We start from the raw sequence: 19,314 nt of genomic DNA, 5'->3' as shown, positions 1-19,314 counted from the left end.
CGGGATGACCCTGACCCTTCCCCGCCGGCAGGCCCCCGCAACCGGGAGGGACGTGCCGTCAAATCGCGCGAGAGGCGCTGCGCTCACCCGAGTTCCGGCCCGCCCGCACCGGTTCGCGTTCGCCGCGCTCCTGGCCGCCACCGCGGTGCTGTACCTGTGGAATCTCTCGGCGAGCGGATGGGCGAACGCGTTCTACTCCGCGGCCGTGCAGGCCGGGAGCCAGAACTGGACGGCCATGCTGTTCGGGTCCAGCGACGCCGCCAACGCGATCACGGTCGACAAGACGCCGGCGGCGATGTGGGTGATGGACCTCTCGGTGCGAATGTTCGGGCTCAGTTCGTGGAGCATCCTGGTCCCGCAGGCGCTCATGGGTGTCGCCGCGGTCGCGGTCCTCTACGCGGCGGTGCGCCGGGTGAGTGGACCGGGTGCGGCACTGCTGGCCGGCGCCGTGCTGGCGGCCACCCCGGTGGCGGCGTTGATGTTCCGGTTCAACAACCCGGATGCGCTGCTGGTGCTGCTGCTCGTGTTCGCCGGGTACTGCGTGCAGCGCGCCTGCGAGAAGGACGGCAGCCGGTGGTGGCTGGTCGGCGCCGGAGTGGCGGTGGGGTTCGGCTTCCTGGCCAAGATGCTGCAGGCGCTGCTGGTGCTGCCCGGCTTCGCCGCCGCCTACCTGCTCACCGGCCGACGCCCGGTGGGCCGACGACTGGCCGACCTGCTCGGCGCCGCGGCCGCGATGGTCGCCGCCGGCGGCTGGTATCTGGTGCTGGCCGAGTTGTGGCCGGCCGACGCCCGCCCGTATATCGGCGGCTCGCAGCACGACAGCATCATCGAGCTGGCGCTGGGCTACAACGGTGTCGGCCGGCTCACCGGTGCGGAGACCGGCGGGCTGGGCAACCTGAACCACGACGTCGGCATCGGCCGACTGCTCGGGTCCGGGATGGGCCTCGACATCGCCTGGCTGCTGCCCGCCGCACTGGTCTGTCTGGGCGCCGGGTTGCTGCTCACCCGCCGGGCGCCACGCACCGACGTCACCCGCGCCGCGCTGATCAGCTGGGGTGGCTGGCTGCTGGTCACCGCGCTGGTGTTCAGCTTCGCCAACGGCATCGTGCACTCCTACTACACCGTCGCGCTGGCCCCCGCCATCGGCGCGGTCGTCGGTATCGGTGCTGATCTGCTGTGGCACAGCAGGTCCCGACCTCGGTGTGCCGTGGCGCTGGCCGGCATCGTGCTGACCACCGCGATCCTGGCCGCGGTGCTGCTGGCGCGCAACGTGAATTGGCTGCCGTGGCTGCGTGCGGCGGTCGCGGTCGGGGGAGTGGGGACGGCGGTGCTGCTCGTGGTCGCCGGGCGGTTGGGGGACGGGGTGGCCCGGGTGGTCGCGGCGCTGGCCGTCGTCGTGTGTCTGGCGGCGCCGGCCGCGTATTCGGTCGCCACCGCCGCCACACCGCACCGCGGCGCGATTCCGTCGGTCGGCTTCGCGCGCGGGCCCGGTGGCGGTTTCGCCGGGCCCGGTGGCCTGCTGGACGCCCCGGACCCCGGGCCGGCCGTCGTCGCGGCGCTGAGCGCGGATGCCGCACGCTACCGCTGGGCCGCGGCCGTGGTCGGCTCCAACAACGCCGCCGGCTATCAGTTGGCCACCGGCGCACCGGTGATGGCGCTCGGCGGGTTCAATGGCACGGACCCGTCGCCGACCCTCGAACAGTTCCAGCGGTACGTTGCCGACGACGACGTCCACTACTTCATCGCGGGCACCCTGGGGCGCCTGGGCGACGACGCCCGGACCGGCAGCCGCGCCGCCGCGGATATCACCGAGTGGGTGGAAAGTCATTACCCAGCAGTGGATTTCGGTGACGTGACGATCTACGACCTCACCGCTGGTGACTCATAGCTGACGCATAGCCACGACCCATCGCCGGCACAAGCAGCGCCACCACCATGGTCGTCATGACAGACATCGCCGTGGATCCCGCCACCGACCGGGCTTACCCGTTGCCCTTCGAGCCGCGGCCGGACGCCGCGGAGTACGCCCGCGATGCGGGCGTGCCGGTCCTCGATGTGGTCGTGCCGGTCTACAACGAGGAAGCCGCGCTGGCCGGCTCGGTACACCGGTTGCACAGTCATCTGCGCGCGCACTTCCCGTTCCGGGCGCGGATCACGATCGCCGATAACGCCAGCGTCGACGCCACGCCACGGATCGCCGCCGACCTCGCGGCCGCGCTGCCTGACGTGCGCGTCGTGCGGCTGGAACAGAAGGGCCGGGGCCGCGCCCTGCACGCGGTGTGGTCCGAGTCGGACGCTCCGGTGCTGGCCTACATGGACGTCGACCTGTCCACCGAACTGGCCGGCCTGGCGCCGCTGGTGGCGCCGCTGATCTCCGGGCACTCCGACCTCGCGATCGGCACCCGCCTCGGGCGCGGCTCACGCGTCGTGCGCGGACCGAAGCGCGAGATCATCTCCCGTTGTTACAACCTCATCCTGAAATCTACGCTGGCAGCCCGGTTCTCCGACGCCCAGTGTGGGTTCAAGGCGATCCGCGCCGACGTCGCGCGCCGGCTGCTGCCCTACGTCGCCGACACCGGCTGGTTCTTCGACACCGAGCTGCTGGTGCTCGCCGAGCGCAGCGGCCTGCGCATCCACGAGGTGCCCGTCGATTGGGTCGACGACCCGGACAGCCGGGTCGACATCGTCGCCACCGCGGTCGCAGACCTGAAAGGGATCGGCCGGATGCTGCGGGGTTTCGCCGACGGTTCGATCCCGGTACACCTGATCGCCGCACAACTCACGCCGTCACGGGCGGCGGCCGGGCCGCGCTCGCTGTTGCGCCAGGTCGTGCGGTTCGGCGCTGTCGGCGTGGTGTCCACCCTCGCGTACCTGATGCTGTTCCTGCTGACCCGCGACTGGCTCGGCGCGCAGCCGGCGAACCTGGTGGCGCTGCTGGTGACAGCGATCGGCAACACGGCGGCCAACCGGCGCTTCACCTTCGGTGTCGCCGGGCGCGCCCGGGTGGCCCGCCACCATCTGGAGGGCCTCATCGTGTTCGCGATCGCGTTGGGCATCACCAGCGGCTCGCTGGCCGTGCTGCACGCCGTCGCCGCCGTACCGGACCGCGGCGTCGAACTCGGCGTGCTGGTCGCGGCCAATCTGGCCGCCACCGTCATGCGCTTCCTACTCCTGCGCGGCTGGGTGTTCCACCCCCGGCGCACCCACTGACCCTGCCCCTGTGACGACGAGGATGACGATGACCCTGACCGCCGACGCGCGGCCGCTGGCCGCCCCCGACCCCATGGCCCCCGCAAGGCCCCGCTGGGAGCGTCCCGCCCTGGCGGCGCTGCTGGCCGCCACCGCCGTGCTCTACCTGTGGGGCCTGGGTTCCTCGGGCTGGGCCAACGAGTACTACGCGGCCGCCGTGCAGGCCGGGACGCACAACTGGACGGCCTGGCTGTTCGGGTCGCTGGACCCCGGCAACGCGATCACCGTCGACAAGCCGCCGGCCTCGCTGTGGCTGATGGTGTTGTCCGCCAGGCTGTTCGGCTTCAGTGCGTTCACGATGCTGCTGCCTCAGGCACTGCTGGGCGTCGCGTCGGTCGGCGTGCTGTTCGCCGCGGTGCGACGGGTCAGCGGCCCGGCCGCCGGGCTCATCGCGGGGGCCGTGCTGGCCACCACTCCGGTGGCGGCGTTGATGTTCCGGTTCAACAACCCGGATGCGCTGCTGGTGCTGTTGCTGCTCGTCGCGGCCTACGCCATGGTGCGAGCCATCGAGACGGCGAGCACCCGGTGGATGGTGGTGGTCGGCTGCGCGCTGGGGTTCGCGTTCCTGACCAAGATGCTGCAGGCGTTCCTCGTGATGCCGGGACTCGCGCTGGCGTTCCTTGTCGCCGCGCCGGTGAGCCTGTGGCGCCGGATCGGCACCCTCGCCGTGGGTGCGGTGACGATGGTGGTCGCCGCCGGGTGGTACATCGCGCTGGTCGAGCTGTGGCCGGCGGACTCCCGGCCCTACATCGGCGGGTCGACCGACAACAGCCTGCTGCAACTCGCGCTGGGCTACAACGGGATCCAGCGCATCGCCGGCGGTTCGCAGGGGCCGGGCGGCGGCGGTGGACCGGGCGGCGGCCCGGGTGGCGCCAATCTGTTCTTCGGCGGCGACCCGGGGGTCGGCCGGCTGTTCGGGGCGTCGATGGGGGTGGAGGCGTCGTGGCTGCTGCCCGCGGCGCTGCTCGGCCTGGCCGCGGGGATCTGGTTCACCCGGCGCGCCGTGCGCACCGATGCAGTGCGGGCCGGTCTGTTGATGTGGGGTGGATGGCTGCTGGTCACCGGTGCGGTGTTCAGCTTCATGGACGGCACCATCCACCCCTACTACACCGTCGCGCTGGCGCCTGCGGTCGCGGCGCTGGTCGGCATCACGGTCGCCGAGCTGTGGCGCGGCCGGCGCTTCACGGCGCCCCGCCTGCTGCTGGCCGCGATGCTGGCCGCGACGGGCGGCTGGGCGTTCGTTCTGCTCAACCGGACGCCGGACTGGCTGCCGTGGCTGCGCTGGGTGGTGCTGGTGGCCGGGCTGGTCTCGGCGGTGGTGTTGGCCGTCGGCGCGCGCCGGATGCGCCGGGCCACGGTGGCGGTCGTGATCGCCGCCGCCCTGGCGGGCCTGGCCGCACCGGCGGCGTTCGCGGTCTACAACGTCGCGCATCCGGCCGCGGGGCCCGGCACGATGTCGGGCCCGGCCCGCGACGGCGGCTTCGGCGGGATGCCGCCGGGTGGGCCCGGCGGTCGGGGCCCCGGCGACGGGGACGATGCGGCCCTGCAGGAATTGGTGAGCGGTGTCGACAGCCGGTGGGCGGCGGCCACCGTCGGCTCGATGGGCGCGGCTGGCCTGCAGCTGGAGAGCGGCGTGTCGATCATGGCGATCGGCGGCTTCACCGGCGGGGACGACTCACCGACGCTTGCGCAGTTCCAGCAGTACGTCGCCGACGGGCAGGTCGGCTACTTCATCGCCGGTGACCGCATGGGTCCGTCCGGCGACCGCGGCGGCGCCGCGGCCGCCATCACCGCGTGGGTGAAACAGAACTACATCGCGCTCGACGTCGGCGGGACGACGGTCTACGACCTGCACTCGCGCTGACCGCAGACCGCGGCGGCCGTCTCGCCACCCCCGGGCGGGACGGTCGCCGCTTCCTCGTATCGGCGCGTGCAGCAACCGCGTCGCCAGACTGAACACACGCAGCGAAAGTTCGAGAGCGGTGCTGCGTGGCTTCAGTGTCGACCGCAGATCCGTCCGGTCGTCGCCGCTGCGCTGCTGTCCCGGTCGTCGACCGCTCGATTGACAGCCGGAGCCGCCCGCCGCTACCTTTCCCACTAAAGGCAGTAAATCTGGCAAGTTCTACCAACTTTATGGGGAATCGATGACAGCCGCTCAGGTATCCGTCCCGGAGCCCGGCCAGTACGAGCTGAGCCATCTGCGCTCGCTCGAGGCGGAGGCGATCCACATCATCCGCGAGGTCGCCGCCGAGTTCGAACGGCCGGTGCTGCTGTTCTCGGGCGGCAAGGACTCGATCGTGATGCTGCACCTGGCGATCAAGGCGTTCGCGCCCGCCCGGCTGCCGTTCCCGGTCATGCACGTCGACACCGGCCACAACTTCGACGAGGTCATCTCCACGCGCGACCGGCTGGTTGCCGAGAACGGCGTGCGCCTGGTCGTCGCGTCGGTGCAGGACGACATCGACGCCGGCCGGGTGGTGGACAACGGCCCGTCGCGCAACCCGCTGCAGACGGTCACGCTGCTGCGCGCGATCCGCGAGAACAAGTTCGACGCCGCCTTCGGCGGGGCCCGCCGCGACGAGGAGAAGGCCCGCGCCAAGGAGCGGGTGTTCAGCTTTCGCGACGAATTCGGCCAGTGGGACCCGAAGGCGCAGCGCCCCGAGCTGTGGAACATCTACAACGGCCGGCACCGCAAGGGCGAGCACATCCGGGTGTTCCCGCTGTCGAACTGGACCGAGTACGACATCTGGGCCTACATCGGCGCGGAGAACATCACGCTGCCCGCGATTTACTACGCCCACACCCGGCCGGTGTTCCAGCGCGACGGCATGCTGCTCGCGGTCCACCCGTACATGCAGCCCCGCGACGGTGAAGAGGTCTTCGAGACCAGCGTGCGATTCCGCACCGTCGGCGACGTCACCTGCACCGGCTGCGTGGAATCGACCGCCGCGACCGTTGAGGACATCATCGCCGAGACCGCGGTCTCGCGCCTGACCGAACGCGGCGCCACCCGCGCCGACGACCGCATCTCCGAGGCCGGGATGGAAGACCGCAAGCGCGAGGGGTACTTCTGACATGACCGAGACGACGCTTCTCAGGATCGCCACCGCCGGATCGGTGGACGACGGCAAGTCCACGCTGATCGGCCGGCTGCTGTACGACTCGAAGGCCGTCATGGAGGACCAGCTCGCCGCCGTCGAGCGCACCTCCAAGGAACGCGGTAACGACTACACCGACCTCGCCCTGGTCACCGACGGGCTGCGCTCCGAGCGTGAGCAGGGCATCACGATCGACGTCGCCTACCGCTACTTCGCCACGGCCAAGCGGAAATTCATCATCGCCGACACCCCCGGCCACATCCAGTACACGCGCAACATGGTCACCGGCACCTCGACCGCGCAGCTGGCCATCGTGCTGGTCGACGCCCGCCACGGACTCCTCGAGCAGTCGCGCAGGCACGCGTTCCTGGCCTCGCTGCTCGGTGTGCAGCACATCGTGCTCGCGGTGAACAAGATGGACCTGATCGACTGGGACGAGCAGAAGTTCAACGACATCCGCGACGAGTTCCACGCCTTCGCCGCGCGGCTGGACATCCACGACGTCACGACGATCCCGATGTCGGCGCTGCTGGGCGACAACGTCGTCACCAAGTCCGACAAGGCGCCGTGGTACGACGGCCCCGCGCTGCTCAGCCATCTCGAGGACGTCTACATCGCCGGTGACCGCAACCTGGTCGACGTGCGGTTCCCCGTCCAGTACGTGATCCGCCCGCAGACCCGCGACCACGCCGACCACCGCAGCTACGCCGGCACGGTGTCCAGTGGCGTCATGCGCGTCGGCGACGAGGTCGTCGTGCTGCCCAGCGGTAAGAACAGCACGATCACCGCGATCGACTCGCCGACCGGCCCGGTGACCGAGGCGTTCCCGCCGATGGCGGTGTCGGTCAGCCTCGCCGACGACATCGACATCTCGCGCGGCGACGTCATCGCCCGGGTCAACAACCAGCCGCACGTGTCGACGGAGTTCGACGCCATGGTGTGCTGGATGGCCGACGGATCCGCGCTGGAACCCGGCCGCGAGTACCTGGTCAAGCACACCACGAGGACCACCAGGGCCCGGGTGGCGGCGCTGGACTACCGGCTCGACGTCAACACCCTGCACCGCGACAAGTCGGCGACCGCGCTCAAACTCAACGAGCTGGGCCGGGTCACGCTGCGCACCCAGCAGCCGCTGCTGCTCGACGAGTACTCACGCAACGCCTCGACCGGGTCGTTCATCCTGATCGACCCCGACACCAACGGCACCGTCGCCGCGGGCATGGTCCGCGACACCACCCCGGTGGCCAACCGCACCGCCAGCCCGAACACCGTGCGGCACCAGTCGCTGGTGTGCGCCGAAGACCGGCTGTCCAAGGGCCGCACCGTGTGGTTCACCGGCCTGTCCGGCTCCGGGAAGTCGTCGGTGGCGATGCGCGTGGAGCAGAAGCTGCTCGAACGGGGTTGCCCCGCATACGTTCTCGACGGGGACAACCTGCGTCACGGGCTCAACGCCGACCTCGGCTTCTCGATGGCCGATCGCGCGGAGAACCTGCGCCGACTGGCCTACATCGCGACGCTGATGGCCGATTCGGGGCTCACCGTGCTGGTGCCGGCGATCAGCCCGCTCACCGAGCACCGCGACCTGGCCCGCCGGGTGCACGCCGAACAGGACTTCGATTTCTTCGAGGTCTTCTGCGACACCCCGATCGAGGACTGCGAGAGGCGGGATCCCAAGGGGCTCTACGCCAAGGCGCGCGCCGGCGAGATCACGCACTTCACCGGGATCGACAGCCCCTACCAGCGGCCCCGCAACCCCGATCTGCGCCTGACCCCTGACCGCAGCGTCGACGACCTGGCGCAGCAGGTGATCGACCTGCTCGACAGTCGCCGATGAACGACCACGAACTCGCCGCGCGGCTGGCCACCAGGGCGGGCGACCTGCTGCTCGATGTGCGAGCCGAGTTCGCCGGTGCGACGGTCGAGGAACGGAAGGCTGCGGGCGACAAGCGTTCTCACGACTTCCTGATGGCCGAGCTGGCGTCGGCGCGTCCGGGTGACGCGGTCCTGTCGGAGGAGGGCGCCGACGACCCCGTGCGGTTGCGCGCGCAGCGGGTGTGGATCGTCGACCCGCTCGACGGCACCCGCGAGTTCTCCGAGCTGGGCCGCGAGGACTGGGCCGTGCACGTGGCGCTCTGGGCGGCCGGCGAGCTGGTCGCCGGGGCCGTGGCGCTGCCGGCGCAGAACACCACGCTGGCCACCCCGGACGTCGCGCCCCCGAGGCCGGTGCCCGACGCGCCGCGCGTCGTGGTGTCGCGGACGCGTCCGCCGGCCATCGCGCTGGCGGTCCGCGACGCGCTGGGCGGCACGCTGGTCGAGATGGGCTCGGCCGGCGCGAAGGTGGCCTCGATCGTGCAGGGGGTGGCCGACGTGTACGTTCACGCCGGCGGGCAGTACGAATGGGATTCGGCGGCGCCGGTGGCGGTGGCGCGCGCGGCCGGCCTGCACTGCTCGCGGATCGACGGCTCGCCGCTGGTCTACAACGCCGAGGATCCCAAGCTGCCGGACCTGGTGGTGTGCCGGCCGGAACTGGCCGAGGCGGTGCTGGCCGTCACACGTTGAGTACGCTCATCCGCGTGCCGAACCCGACCCTTCGCGTCCTGGCCGATCTGCCGCAGCAGCCGGTCAACCTGTCCTCGTCGACGCTGGTGCTGATCGACTGCCAGAACACTTACACCAAAGGCGTGATGGAGCTCGACGGAGTCGAGGCGGCCCTCGACGAGGCCGCCGCGCTGCTGGACCGGGCGCGCAGCGCGGGCATCCCGATCATCCACATCCAGCACTCCGACGGGCCGGACTCCCTCTACGACATCGACGGGGAGACCGGGGCGATCGTGCCCGCGGTTGCGCCGCGCGAGGGGGAGCCCGTGGTGGTCAAGCAGTTCCCGAACTCGTTCGTGCAGACCGACCTCGACGACCGGCTCAAGGCCGTCGGCGCGTCGAACCTGGTGCTCGCCGGCTTCATGACCCACATGTGCGTGAACTCGACCGCGCGCGGCGCCTTCAACCTCGGCTATGCGCCCACCGTGGTGGCCTCGGCGACGGCCACCCGCGCACTGCCGGCCCTCGACAGCGACGAAAGCGTGTCGGCGGCGGCGATGCAGGCGGCCAGCCTGGCGGCGATGGCCGATCTCTTCGCCGTGGTGGTTCCCGGATCGCAGGACATCCCGGACTAGATTGGCATCATGCGGATGTCGGCCAAGGCGGAGTACGCCGTCCGGGCCATGGTGCAACTGGCCACCGTCGACGACGGTGTGCTGGTGAAGACCGACGATCTGGCCAAGGCGCAGGGCATCCCCGCGCAGTTCCTCGTCGACATCCTGTCGGACCTGCGCACCGATCGGCTGGTGCGCAGCCAGCGCGGCCGCGACGGCGGGTACGAGCTGGCGCGGCCGGCGCGCGAGATCAGCATCGCCGACGTGCTGCGCTGTATCGACGGCCCGCTGGCCAGCGTGCGCGACATCGGGCTGGGGGACCTGCCGTATTCAGGCCCGACAGCGGCGCTGACCGACGTGTGGCGGGCGCTACGGGCCAGCATGCGGTCGGTGCTCGAACAGACGAGCCTCGCCGATGTGGCCGCGGGGGCGCTGCCGGTGCACGTCTCAGCGCTGGCGGGTGACTACCTCGACCAGGAGGACAAGCGGGGCCACCGTAGCCGCGGCGCGGGGTAGGTCGTTTCAGGCGTTGCCGAAGCCGACCGCGCTGCGGATCAGCGGCAACGTCGCCATGGTGGCGAAGCCCGGTTCGGCCGCGCACACTGCGGGCACGGCGTTGAGGACCTGCATGCCGGTGGCGATGTTCGCGGCATTCACGTGTTCGGCCATGCTGGCCGTGCGACTGAAGCTGGCCAGCGCGATGAAGTGCGCTTGCATCGACGGATCGCCCTCGATGGTCAGCGTCCAGCCGTGGCGCGGGGTGGGCCAGTGCGACGGGTATTCGTTGCCGACCGTCCACAGCGTCTCGATCTCCACGAGCGGTTCGCCGTTTCGGCGGCCCGCCCAGTTCCAGCGCTGGCCGGCGGTGGTGCCCGCGCGCAGGGTGTGGTCGAAGATCTCGTGGTCCTGTTCGGCGGCGACGGCCTCGACGGATGCCGTCACCTCGTCGATGCCGGCGTGCAGCGCGTCGGCCAGCAGCCACACCTCCTCGGCGAAGATACCGCTGTTGAAGGCGAGGAACTCGGTTGCGGTGGGGCTGATCTCATCGACGGGCCGGCCGAAGGACATGTTGTCGAACGTGATCGCGGTGCTGTCGTAGACCGACCAGTCGGCGCGCTCCTGCAGGGTGACCTTGTCGATGGTGCGGCTCATTCCCGACAGCGCGAGCGGCAGCACGCCCGACAGGTTGCCCGGGTTGATCCCGCTGCCGTGCAACGTGCTTCGGCCCTGTCGGCAGGCGTCGGCGAGGCGGCTCCTGACCTCGGCGGGTTGGCGGTCGGGGTGGAAGAGGAACGCCGTGGTGACGATGTTGGTGCCGCTCGCCAGGATTGCGCACACCTCATCGAGGTCGGTGAGGCGCGGGGTGTAGATGACGCAGTCGGCGCCAAGAGCCAGGATGGCCGCGGTGTCGGTGGTGGCGGCCACTCCGATGGGTGGACGGTCGACCAGTGCGCCGGCGTCGACGCCATCCTTGGTGTCGGAGTACACCTTGACGCCGACGACCTCGAGATCGCTGCGGTGGTCGAGGACGGTCGCGAGGATCTCTCTGCCCACCGCGCCGGTGCCCCATTGGACGACGCGCAGCCCGGCCATCAGCTGCCCGATCCGTACGGTCTGGTGATGATCTCGAGGTAGTGGCCGGCCGGGTCCTGGAAGTAGACGCCGCGGCCGCCGTCGTGATGGTTGATCTCGCCGGGGTGCTGACCGTGCGGGTCCGCCCAGTGCTGGAGCGCGCGGTCGCGGATGCGCCCGTAAATGGCGTCGAATTCGTCCTCGGACACCAGGAACGCATAGTGCTGCGGTCGGATGTCCTCCGCGGCATCCACCTGCGCGTAGTCCAGGGACACACCGTGATTGAGCTCGACGGCGAGGAAGGGACCGAACTCGCGGGCGGCAGGCAACCCGAACAGTTCGGTGAAGAAATCGGCCGACTGCTGCCGGTCCCGGGCTGCGACGATCGTGTGATTGAACGTGATGGCCATATCGCTTCAGTCAAGCAGCCAAGATCACGCCGGCACAAGGATGTGCCAGCACACGACCACCGCAGATCTCAGAAGGGTGGTGGGTCGTCGCCGGGGTCGGCTGGTGGGGTGGGTTGGAAGTAGGGGTGGATGCGTTGCCGGCGCTGGATGCGGGCCTGGTGGTTGTGGGCGCGTTCGGCGGCGATGGCTGCGGCGCGGTGTTCGGCGCGGGTGCGGCGGCGTTGCGGTGCTTTGGCCAGGCGGTCAGTACCGGCTACCGGGGGTGTCGGCGGGGTGCGGCGGGTCGCGGGCGCGGTGGGCGCGCACAGGGTGGGGAAGATGAGGGCGGAGCCGGGGGTGGTGAGGTAGGTGTCCCCGGCCGGCGAGGTCCAGATGACGGTGCCGTCGGGGAGTTGTTGGTCGGTCCAGCCGCCGAACGTTTTGAGCAGGTGATGGGCCCGGCACAGGCATTTCAGGTTGGCGGCCTGGGTGGGCCCCCCGGCGGCGTGCGGGATGGTGTGGTCGATATCGGCGCTCACGGCGGGCTGCTTGCAGCCCGGGAACCGGCACGTCAGATCCCGGCAGCGGACGTACTCCGCCAGCGCGGTGCTGGGTGTGTAGCCGGCTTCGGGTGGGGCGTCGCCGGGGAACACGACGGGGCGGATGGTGGCGTGGGCGGCGAGGTCGGCCACCACCTCCGGTGGCAACAACCCGTCGGCCCCCAGCAGCACCCCCATGCCGGCCGCCGGTTCCGCCGAAGCGGCGGGGTTTGCATCTGTCCCACCACCATTAACGGCGATGGTGTCGGTGATGAGGTGCAGCACCACCGGTGCGGCGGTGGCCTCGCGGGCAGGGCAGTCAGGGCGTTGGCAGTGGCAGGCCATCCGGTCGGCGCCGAGGGTCATCGCCGCCATCGCATCGGCGCGGCGCTGCTCGAGGGTGCGGGGATCGCGGTCACACACCGTGCCCGCCAGCGCGGTGAGCCGGTCCAGCCAGGCGTGCGCGGTGGGTGAGGCGACCATGCCGCCGAACAGGCTCATCCCGCCGAGCTGGTCGCTGACCCAGACTTCGCGTTTGTCGGCGTAACTCTTGCGGCGCCGCACCCCATCGGGATCCAGGCGGCCCACGATCCGGTCGACGTAGGTGAGTAGCGCCCGGTACGACATCCCCGGCAACCGGGCCGCCGCGGCGGCCAGTTGGGCGTCGATGCGGGCCAACACCCCCAGATCGACCACCAACGCGGTGCGATGCACCAGCGTTTCGACCACGCGCTCGGTGATGTCGCCGGCGGCGAACACCGCGGCCACCAGCGGCAGGCGGTCGCGCAGGTCTTTGGCCAACCCGACCTGCGCCGACGCGGCCAGGTGGGTGATGTTCAACGCGGCGGCGACTTCGGCGGCCACCGCGCTCACCGTGTCCACCACATGGCGTTCGGCGTCAGGGCCGGCGGTGGCGGAGCGCAGGGCGAACAGGTCGGCGATCGCGGTCAACCGGGCCGCGGCCTCCCGATTCTCGCGCCGCGCGGCGGCCGCGATCTGCTCGACCAGCGCCGCCGATTCCGGCGTCACCGCCGGGCAGCGCCGCTCGAACCCCAAGTCGAGAGGACCCTGACCGAACATACTTTCGATCTTAAATCCACCCCCCGACAACCCGATCCGGCTGATTCCTGCCAGGCGCCGGTCAATCACTGCCACCGGAAATCAATGCCCTGACGTGCGGGTTTGGACAGTCAGAACCGGAACACAAGCGCTCCGGACGGCCACTGAAAGAAGTGAGAACGATGAACAAGTTCGCCGCCACCACCCTGCTCGCCGCCGCCACCACCGCCGCCCTGTTCGGCCTGGCCGCCCCCGCCAACGCCGCCCCCGCCGGCCCCGGCAACGCCGCCGACACCATCAGCTCCCTGGATGACCGCGGCTACCAGGTCCGCGTCACCCAGCAGGGCATGACCAAGCCGCTCGATCAGTCCAGCATCGTCTCGGTCCGCTACGACAACGACGACCGCATCGTCTACGTCACCACCCGCTGACCCCACACCAACACACAAGGGGCCGCCCACCCGGGCGGCCCCTTCGTGTCAGCGGTGGCGGTGCGTGTCGGTCTCCACGATCACCACGCTGCCGTCGTCCGTGCGGGCGGTGACCTCGCTCGCCGCGGCAGCGGGGTTCGTCGTTTCGGGCACCCGCACCTGCGTCGACTCACCCGACTGGGCGCGCACCAGATACGGACCCCGCCCGGGCAGACCGAGCACGATGTCGCCGTCGCGGCTGACCGCCTCCACGGTGGCCGGGGCGGCGTCACGGAAGTCGACCGCAATGTCCCCGTGGGAGGTGTTGACGACGAAGCGTTCGCTGACCGAGATCGCTCCGCGCGCAGTCACATCGCCGTCGACGGTCTGCACCTCGATCCGGCGGGCCGAACCCCGCAGGATCACCGGTCCGTGTGTGGTGCGCGCGATCAGCTGGTCGAGATCGGCCTGCGCCATCACCACTCCGGCGTCCTGTTGGGTCCGTACGGTCATCCGGCGCGCCTGCTCGGGTGGGAGCGTCACGGTGAGCTCGCCGCCCCGCGCCCACGGCAGTGTCGGTGACGGCCGGCCCTCGAGCACCACGCGGCTCTCGGCGCCCTCGGTGGTGACCGCCAGGCGGTGCTCACCGGGATCCGACATGTTGACCAGCCGCAGCGCCGCACGCGGCTCACGGGCCTGCTCGTCGGTGACGATGCGGATCGCCACCGGCACCTCACCGGTGTCGACCACCAGCGTCCGCGTTCCCGGGGGCAGGCTCTGGGTCTCGCTGATCACGCGCACACTGCTGACGCCCCAGGCGGTGACACCGAGCCCGATGAGGCTGCCCACCAACAGGAGCGCGGCGGCGGCGATCAGCGCACCGCGGATCGCGGTGCGCCCACCCGGTGACAGATGCGGCGGTGGTCCGGTGGGCACGGGCGGCGGGGGAGCGATCGTGGTCATGGGGAAACCCTTCTGCTCGTTCATGATTCGAGGAAACGCAGCACGGCCAGCACGCGGCGGTTCTCGGTCTCGTCCTGGGCCAGGTCCAGCTTCTGGAAGATCGACGCGATGTGCTTCTCGGCCGACCCGACCGAGATGTGCAGTCCCGCAGCGATCGCGGAGTTCGTCTTGCCCTCCGCCATCAGCTGCAGCACCTCTTGTTCGCGTGGGGTCAGCTCGTCGAGGGCGGCCCGTCGGTGTGAGCGGACCAGGATCTGGGACACCACCTCGGGGTCGAGCACGGTGCCGCCGTTGCCGACCACCTCGACGGCGTCGAGGAAGGCCGGCACGTCGGCCACCCGGTCCTTGAGCAGATAGCCGAAACCGCGGGTGTCCGAGGCGATCAGGTCGGCGGCGTAGCGCTCCTCGACGTAGTGCGACAGCACCAGCACCGGCGACTCCGGATTCTGGCGGCGCAGCAGCGCGGCGGCCCGGATGCCCTCGTCGGTGAAGGTGGGCGGCATCCGCACGTCGAGGATCGCCAGGTCCGGCCGGGCCTCGTTGACCAATCGCAGCAGGTTCGTCGCATCCGGCACCCCGGCGACCACGTCATGCCCGGCGTCGGCCAGGATCCGTTCGATTCCGGCCCGCAGCAGGGCGGAATCCTCGGCGATCACGATCCGCATGGCAGCACCGCGGTGACGATCGTCGGGCCGGTGGCCGGGCTGGACACCGTGAACGTGCCGTGCGCCGCGCGTACCCGTTCGTCCAGGCCCCGCAGCCCGGTGGCGTTGTCGTCCTCGGTGACGGCCGCGCCGCCGCGTCCGTCGTCGAAGACCGACACGTGCAGCGCCCCGGCCTGCTCGTCGAGCCGGACGGTGACGACGGCCTGCGAGGCGTGAGCGTGTTTGGCCACGTTGGTCAGCGCCTCCGCGACGACGAAGTAGGCCACGGACTCCACCTCCTCGGGCAGGCGCCGCGGCAGGTAGAGATTCAGCGTGGTGGGCACCCCCGAGTTCTCGGCGCGCTGCACGACCGCCGAGAGGGCGGCGTCCAGCCCCCGGTCGGCCAGGATGGTGGGCGCGATGCCGCGGACCACGTTGCGCAGATCGACCAGCGCGTTCTTCGCCTCGTCATGGGCTTCGGCGATCAGCTGCCGGGCGGCGGGCAGATCGGTGTCCAGCTTGGTCTGGGCCAACCCGATCGCCATCGCCAGCGACACCAGCCGGGGCTGGACGCTGTCGTGCAGGTCCCGTTCGATGCGGTGCCGTTCGGTCTGCGCCGACGACACCGCCCCCGCGCGGGCGTGACTCAACGCCTTCACCTGGTACTTCAGCGCCGCGGTCGGGGACGGCGAGAGCAGCCAGCGGTCGATCCTGGCGTCGACGGCCGGAGCGAAGACCAGGATCGCCACGGCGGCCGCGGCCGCCACGACCGCGAGGATCCAGGCGAGCAGCGGGGGCAGGAACGCCAGACCGGCGTCGTCGTCGCTGCGGCTCACGGCCATGGCCGCCGCGGGTCCGAGGAAGGCGAACGCCAGCAGCACGAACGCCAGGCCGGCGGCGGCGATGTCGTAGAGCATCCGCAGGTAGTGGTGGGCGAGGGCTTTCCAGAACGGCGCGCTGCTCACGTCCAGCCAGCCCTGGTGCAGCCACCGCTGGAAGCCGGTGTAATGCGACATCCGCCGGAACGGCCGGCCGATGCCCAGCCCGAACACCGCCTCGCTGCGGACCCGCTCGACCCGGTCGACACCGCGGACCAGATAGACGAAAACCACCGCGGCCACGATGAATCCGACGCCGGACGGGATCGACGATATGCCGATGACCGCGACGGCCAACGGAACCCAGAACCACACCACCCCCAGCGCGGCGCCGGTCAGCATCGACGCGGTCGGGACGACGCCCAGGACGCGGGGCGGGGCGGGGGTGTCGGGAGGCGCGGCGGGCGCCGGAGCGGGTGGGTGGGTGACTGCGACCATGTGTCCAACCTATGGATCCGGCGGTCGCGGCAACACAGCGTTTTCCGGACAGCTGGGCGGGGGGAAACCCCCACTCCCACCGGCGCGTCACCCCGGAGCGGCCCCGCCCGTCGCATAGCCCGGTGCGGCGGATGCCCCACGTGTCAGAATCGCCGTCGTGCGTATCGGGATGACGCTGCCGGTCATGGAACCCGACCTGGACTCGCAGCTGCTGCGGGACTGGGCGCGGGTGGTCGACGAGGGGCCGTTCTCCGCGCTGTGCTGGGGTGAGCGCATCGCGTTCGACAATCCGGACAGTCTGACGCTGCTGGGCGCGGTGGCCGCCTGGACCGAGCGGGTGCGGCTGGTGACCACCGTCATCGTGCCGCAGCTGCATGACCCGGTGATGCTGGCCAAGGCGCTCGCGACCGGTGACATGATCAGCGGCGGCCGGCTGACCGTGGGTATCGGAGTCGGTGGGCGCCATGAAGATTACCGGTCGGTGGGCGCCGATCCCGCCACCCAGACCATGCGCGGCATGGCCGAGCGGGTCGCCACCATGAAGCGGGTGTGGGCGGGTGAGAAACTCACCGATTCGGTACTGCCAGTCGGTCCGCGGCCGGTGCAGCCGGGCGGGCCGCCGCTGCTCGTCGGCACGATCGGGCCCAAGACGGTGCGCAGTGCCGCGGCATGGGCGCAGGGCATGGCGGGCACCATCCTGGACCTCGACGTCGCCAAGCAGGCCGAGTTGTTCGACGTGGCCCGGCAGGCCTGGGCGGACACCGGCAAGCCCGCGCCCCACCTCGCCACATCCTTCTGGTTCGCGATCGGTGAGCCCGATGAGGCCCGCGCGCAGATGCACCGCCACCTGCGCCGGTACATGAACTGGATCCCCGGCGAGTACGTCGACGCGATGGCGCCCGCGACCGGATTCGCCGGCACGGAGGACGAATTGGTCGAGACACTGCGAACATTCGAGGAGATCGGCACCGACGAGGTGCATCTGATCCCGACCAGCTCCGACATCGGCCAGCTGCACCGGGTGGCCGGCGCGGTCAAAGAGTTCGGCTGAGCCATGACCGACCACGCGCTCCCAGCCATCGTGTCCCGCGCGGAATGGGAGACGGCCCGCGCCGAGCTCCTGGTGCAGGAGAAGGAACTGATGCGGCACAAGGACGCCGTCAGCGCCGCGCGTCGGCGGCTGCCGATGGTGGAGGTCACCGAGCCCTACGTGTTCGACACCGAGACGGGCCCGGTCGGACTGCTCGACCTGTTCGACGGGCGGCGGCAGTTGATCGTGCAGCACTTCATGTTCGGCGCCGACTGGGAGCAGGGCTGCGAGGGCTGCTCGATGATGGCCGACCACATCGGTCCGCTGTCGCACCTGCACGCCAAAGACACGTCGTTGGCCCTGGTCTCCCGGGCGCCGATCGGCACGCTGCTGGCATTTCGCGACCGGATGCAGTGGGCGCTGCCGTGGGTGTCCTCGGGAGCGACGACGTTCAACGAGGATTACCGCGTCACCGTCGACGGGGAGGAACGCCACGGGATCAGCGTGTTCCTGCGCGACGGTGACCGCGTGTTCCACACCTGGTCGACCTACCAGCGCGGTGAGGAACCGTTCATGCTGGTCTTCGACCTGCTGGACCTGACGCCGTACGGCCGGCAGGAGACGTGGGAGGACTCCCCGCCGGGGTGGCCGCAGCGACCGCCGTACGAGTGGATGCGCCTGCACGACGAGTACTGACCGCGCAGCGGGCGCGGTAGCCGGCCCGTTCGTAGAGCCTCAGGTAGCCGGCGGCCATGGCGGCGGGGGAGAACCGCTGCTGCGCGTCGACCCGGCACGCGGCGGGGTCGAGGCGGTCCGCTTCGTCGAGGGCGGCGCCCAGTGCCGCCTCGTCGCCGGGATCGGCGAGCCGGCCGGTGGAACGGGTGACCAGTTCGGGCAGGCAGCCGCGGCGGTAGCCGACGACCGGTGTGCCCAGGGCCAGCGATTCGATCACCGCGGTGCCGCCGGGTTCCTCCCAGTCGAGCGGGAACAGCGTGGCGCGGGCCGTGGCGACCAGGCGGTCGCGGGCGGCACCGGCCAGGCTGCCCACCCAGCGCACCCGCGTGCCGTCGACCAGCGGTGCGACGGCCTCGCGGAAGTAGCGCACGTCGGGGTAGCGGTCGGCCTGATCGTCGGCGGCGAGCGCGGCGGCGTCGGCGTACGGGCCGACCGGGCCGGCGAGCACCAGATCGACACCGCGCCGGTGGGCGATCCGGGCCGCGGTGTGCTGGCCCTTGGTCGGGGTGATCCTCGCGACCAGGGCGAGGTGGCGGCCCTTGGTGGCCGGGGGCGGTACGGCGGCGGCCAGCGGCGTCGCGAGGTAGACGTGACCGAGGCTGCGCCGCCGCAGCGCCGTGGGCCCGCGGGCCAGTTGCGCGGCCGACACCCCGTTCACCCACAGGCGGTCGGCGACCAGATTGCCGTACAGGCCCGGGTGTTTGCACAGGTCCCAGTGCAGGGTGTGCAGGACCGGCGGCAGCCGGCCGCCCGCCGCAGCGAGCACGGTCGGGCCGAACGCCTCGAGGTGGTCGTGGATCAGGTCGATGTCGTCGCGGCCGGCCAGTTCGGTGGTCACCCGGTGCATGTGGGTGGCGGCGATGCCCATCACCTGGTTGTACGGCTCGGTGAGGTGGGAGAACTGCGGCCCGTCGAACGTCGGGAGCGTCTCGTCGACGTCGACGGTGCTCCCGCCGACCGTGGCCAGCACCACGCGCACTCCCGCCCGCCGCAGCTCCGGCACCAGCGTGGCGATCATGTTCTCGATACCGCCGTATCCGCGGGGTGGAACTGTCAGCCACGGGCCCGCGTTGATCAGGACCGTCATGGACATAGCGGTCGGGTACCCACTGAATCGACAGTTCCGTCAAAACCTCGCTTACCGTGGCCGCGCCCGGG

Annotated in this window: 17 protein-coding genes and 1 pseudogene; 11 read left to right on the top strand and 7 right to left on the bottom strand. The window is 71.0% G+C overall.

Translation table 11 applies throughout. The annotated features are described in order from the left end of the window. Nucleotides 1–4: 4 nt before the first annotated feature. The 8 genes from E4P42_RS15115 to E4P42_RS15080 all read left to right on the top strand — a co-directional run bounded on the left by E4P42_RS15115 (nt 5) and on the right by E4P42_RS15080 (nt 10,015). Entirely contained in the window at nt 5–1,888 is a 1,884-nt protein-coding gene (locus E4P42_RS15115; protein ID WP_135126889.1) for a glycosyltransferase family 39 protein, read from the top strand. A 47-nt stretch (nt 1,889–1,935) separates the two neighbouring features. Next, on the top strand, nt 1,936–3,210 hold the full coding sequence (locus tag E4P42_RS15110) for a bifunctional glycosyltransferase family 2/GtrA family protein (RefSeq protein WP_167759494.1): 1,275 nt from the start codon (nt 1,936–1,938) through the stop codon (nt 3,208–3,210). A 28-nt stretch (nt 3,211–3,238) separates the two neighbouring features. Next, nucleotides 3,239–5,113 (top strand): glycosyltransferase family 39 protein, encoded by a 1,875-nt coding sequence (locus tag E4P42_RS15105; RefSeq protein ID WP_135126953.1) that lies wholly within the window; start codon nt 3,239–3,241, stop codon nt 5,111–5,113. A gap of 280 nt (nt 5,114–5,393) precedes the next feature. Then, nucleotides 5,394–6,323, top strand: coding sequence for a sulfate adenylyltransferase subunit CysD (gene cysD, locus E4P42_RS15100; RefSeq protein ID WP_135126887.1), 930 nt, complete (start codon nt 5,394–5,396; stop codon nt 6,321–6,323). Nucleotide 6,324: 1 nt separating this feature from the next. Next, on the top strand, nt 6,325–8,181 hold the full coding sequence (gene cysN, locus E4P42_RS15095) for a sulfate adenylyltransferase subunit CysN (RefSeq protein ID WP_135126886.1): 1,857 nt from the start codon (nt 6,325–6,327) through the stop codon (nt 8,179–8,181). Then, complete coding sequence (locus tag E4P42_RS15090) at nt 8,178–8,906, top strand: 3'(2'),5'-bisphosphate nucleotidase CysQ (protein ID WP_135126885.1); 729 nt, start codon at nt 8,178–8,180, stop codon at nt 8,904–8,906. Before cysN ends, E4P42_RS15090 begins: the two co-directional genes overlap by 4 nt. A gap of 14 nt (nt 8,907–8,920) precedes the next feature. Continuing rightward, a complete protein-coding gene (locus tag E4P42_RS15085) occupies nt 8,921–9,520 on the top strand; it encodes a cysteine hydrolase family protein (RefSeq protein WP_135126884.1) in 600 nt (199 codons plus the stop codon). A gap of 9 nt (nt 9,521–9,529) precedes the next feature. After that, entirely contained in the window at nt 9,530–10,015 is a 486-nt protein-coding gene (locus E4P42_RS15080) for an RrF2 family transcriptional regulator (RefSeq protein ID WP_135126883.1), read from the top strand. A gap of 6 nt (nt 10,016–10,021) precedes the next feature. Here the strand turns inward: E4P42_RS15080 and E4P42_RS15075 are convergent, their stop codons facing one another. The 3 genes from E4P42_RS15075 to E4P42_RS15065 form a co-directional block, all read right to left on the bottom strand. Then, on the bottom strand, nt 10,022–11,092 hold the full coding sequence (locus E4P42_RS15075; RefSeq protein WP_135126882.1) for a dihydrodipicolinate reductase: 1,071 nt from the start codon (nt 11,090–11,092) through the stop codon (nt 10,022–10,024). Beyond that, the gene (locus tag E4P42_RS15070; RefSeq protein WP_135126881.1) at nt 11,092–11,481 is read right to left on the bottom strand and encodes a VOC family protein; all 390 of its coding nucleotides are present in this window, start codon (nt 11,479–11,481) and stop codon (nt 11,092–11,094) included. The genes E4P42_RS15075 and E4P42_RS15070 overlap by 1 nt, the downstream gene beginning before the upstream one ends. Nucleotides 11,482–11,549: 68 nt before the next feature. Beyond that, nucleotides 11,550–13,079, bottom strand: coding sequence for an HNH endonuclease signature motif containing protein (locus E4P42_RS15065; protein ID WP_135126880.1), 1,530 nt, complete (start codon nt 13,077–13,079; stop codon nt 11,550–11,552). 161 nt (nt 13,080–13,240) lie between these two features. Between E4P42_RS15065 and E4P42_RS15060 the strand changes: the two genes are divergently transcribed. Next, a complete protein-coding gene (locus E4P42_RS15060) occupies nt 13,241–13,489 on the top strand; it encodes a hypothetical protein (RefSeq protein ID WP_135126879.1) in 249 nt (82 codons plus the stop codon). Nucleotides 13,490–13,537: 48 nt separating this feature from the next. Here E4P42_RS15060 and E4P42_RS15055 read toward each other — a convergent pair whose 3' ends face one another. From E4P42_RS15055 to E4P42_RS15045, 3 genes are read right to left on the bottom strand one after another with little or no spacing between them, the layout of a single operon-like run. Next, nucleotides 13,538–14,431 (bottom strand): DUF4097 family beta strand repeat-containing protein, encoded by an 894-nt coding sequence (locus tag E4P42_RS15055; protein WP_135126952.1) that lies wholly within the window; start codon nt 14,429–14,431, stop codon nt 13,538–13,540. A gap of 20 nt (nt 14,432–14,451) precedes the next feature. Further along, on the bottom strand, nt 14,452–15,096 hold the full coding sequence (locus tag E4P42_RS15050; RefSeq protein ID WP_135126878.1) for a response regulator transcription factor: 645 nt from the start codon (nt 15,094–15,096) through the stop codon (nt 14,452–14,454). Next, on the bottom strand, nt 15,084–16,391 hold the full coding sequence (locus E4P42_RS15045; protein WP_167759493.1) for a histidine kinase: 1,308 nt from the start codon (nt 16,389–16,391) through the stop codon (nt 15,084–15,086). The genes E4P42_RS15050 and E4P42_RS15045 overlap by 13 nt, the downstream gene beginning before the upstream one ends. Before the next feature lie 169 nt (nt 16,392–16,560). On the opposite strand from E4P42_RS15045, the gene E4P42_RS15040 reads away from it, so the two are divergent. Continuing rightward, nucleotides 16,561–17,442 carry an LLM class flavin-dependent oxidoreductase gene (locus E4P42_RS15040; RefSeq protein ID WP_135126950.1) on the top strand — a complete coding sequence of 294 codons (882 nt, stop codon included), beginning with the start codon at nt 16,561–16,563 and terminating at the stop codon, nt 17,440–17,442. A 3-nt stretch (nt 17,443–17,445) separates the two neighbouring features. Then, nucleotides 17,446–18,117: a DUF899 domain-containing protein gene (locus E4P42_RS15035; protein WP_245234035.1), complete on the top strand. Its 672-nt coding sequence runs from the start codon at nt 17,446–17,448 to the stop codon at nt 18,115–18,117. 130 nt (nt 18,118–18,247) lie between these two features. Here the strand turns inward: E4P42_RS15035 and E4P42_RS15030 are convergent. After that, nucleotides 18,248–19,243 (bottom strand): annotated as a pseudogene (locus E4P42_RS15030) (glycosyltransferase); the annotation flags it as partial. Nucleotides 19,244–19,314 lie beyond the last annotated feature (71 nt).

It is taken from the genome of Mycobacterium sp. PS03-16 (genome assembly GCF_004570325.1).
Classification (GTDB): Bacteria; Actinomycetota; Actinomycetes; order Mycobacteriales; family Mycobacteriaceae; genus Mycobacterium.
Note: the sequence above shows the minus strand (reverse complement) of the source record. Positions and strands in the feature narration are given on the sequence as shown.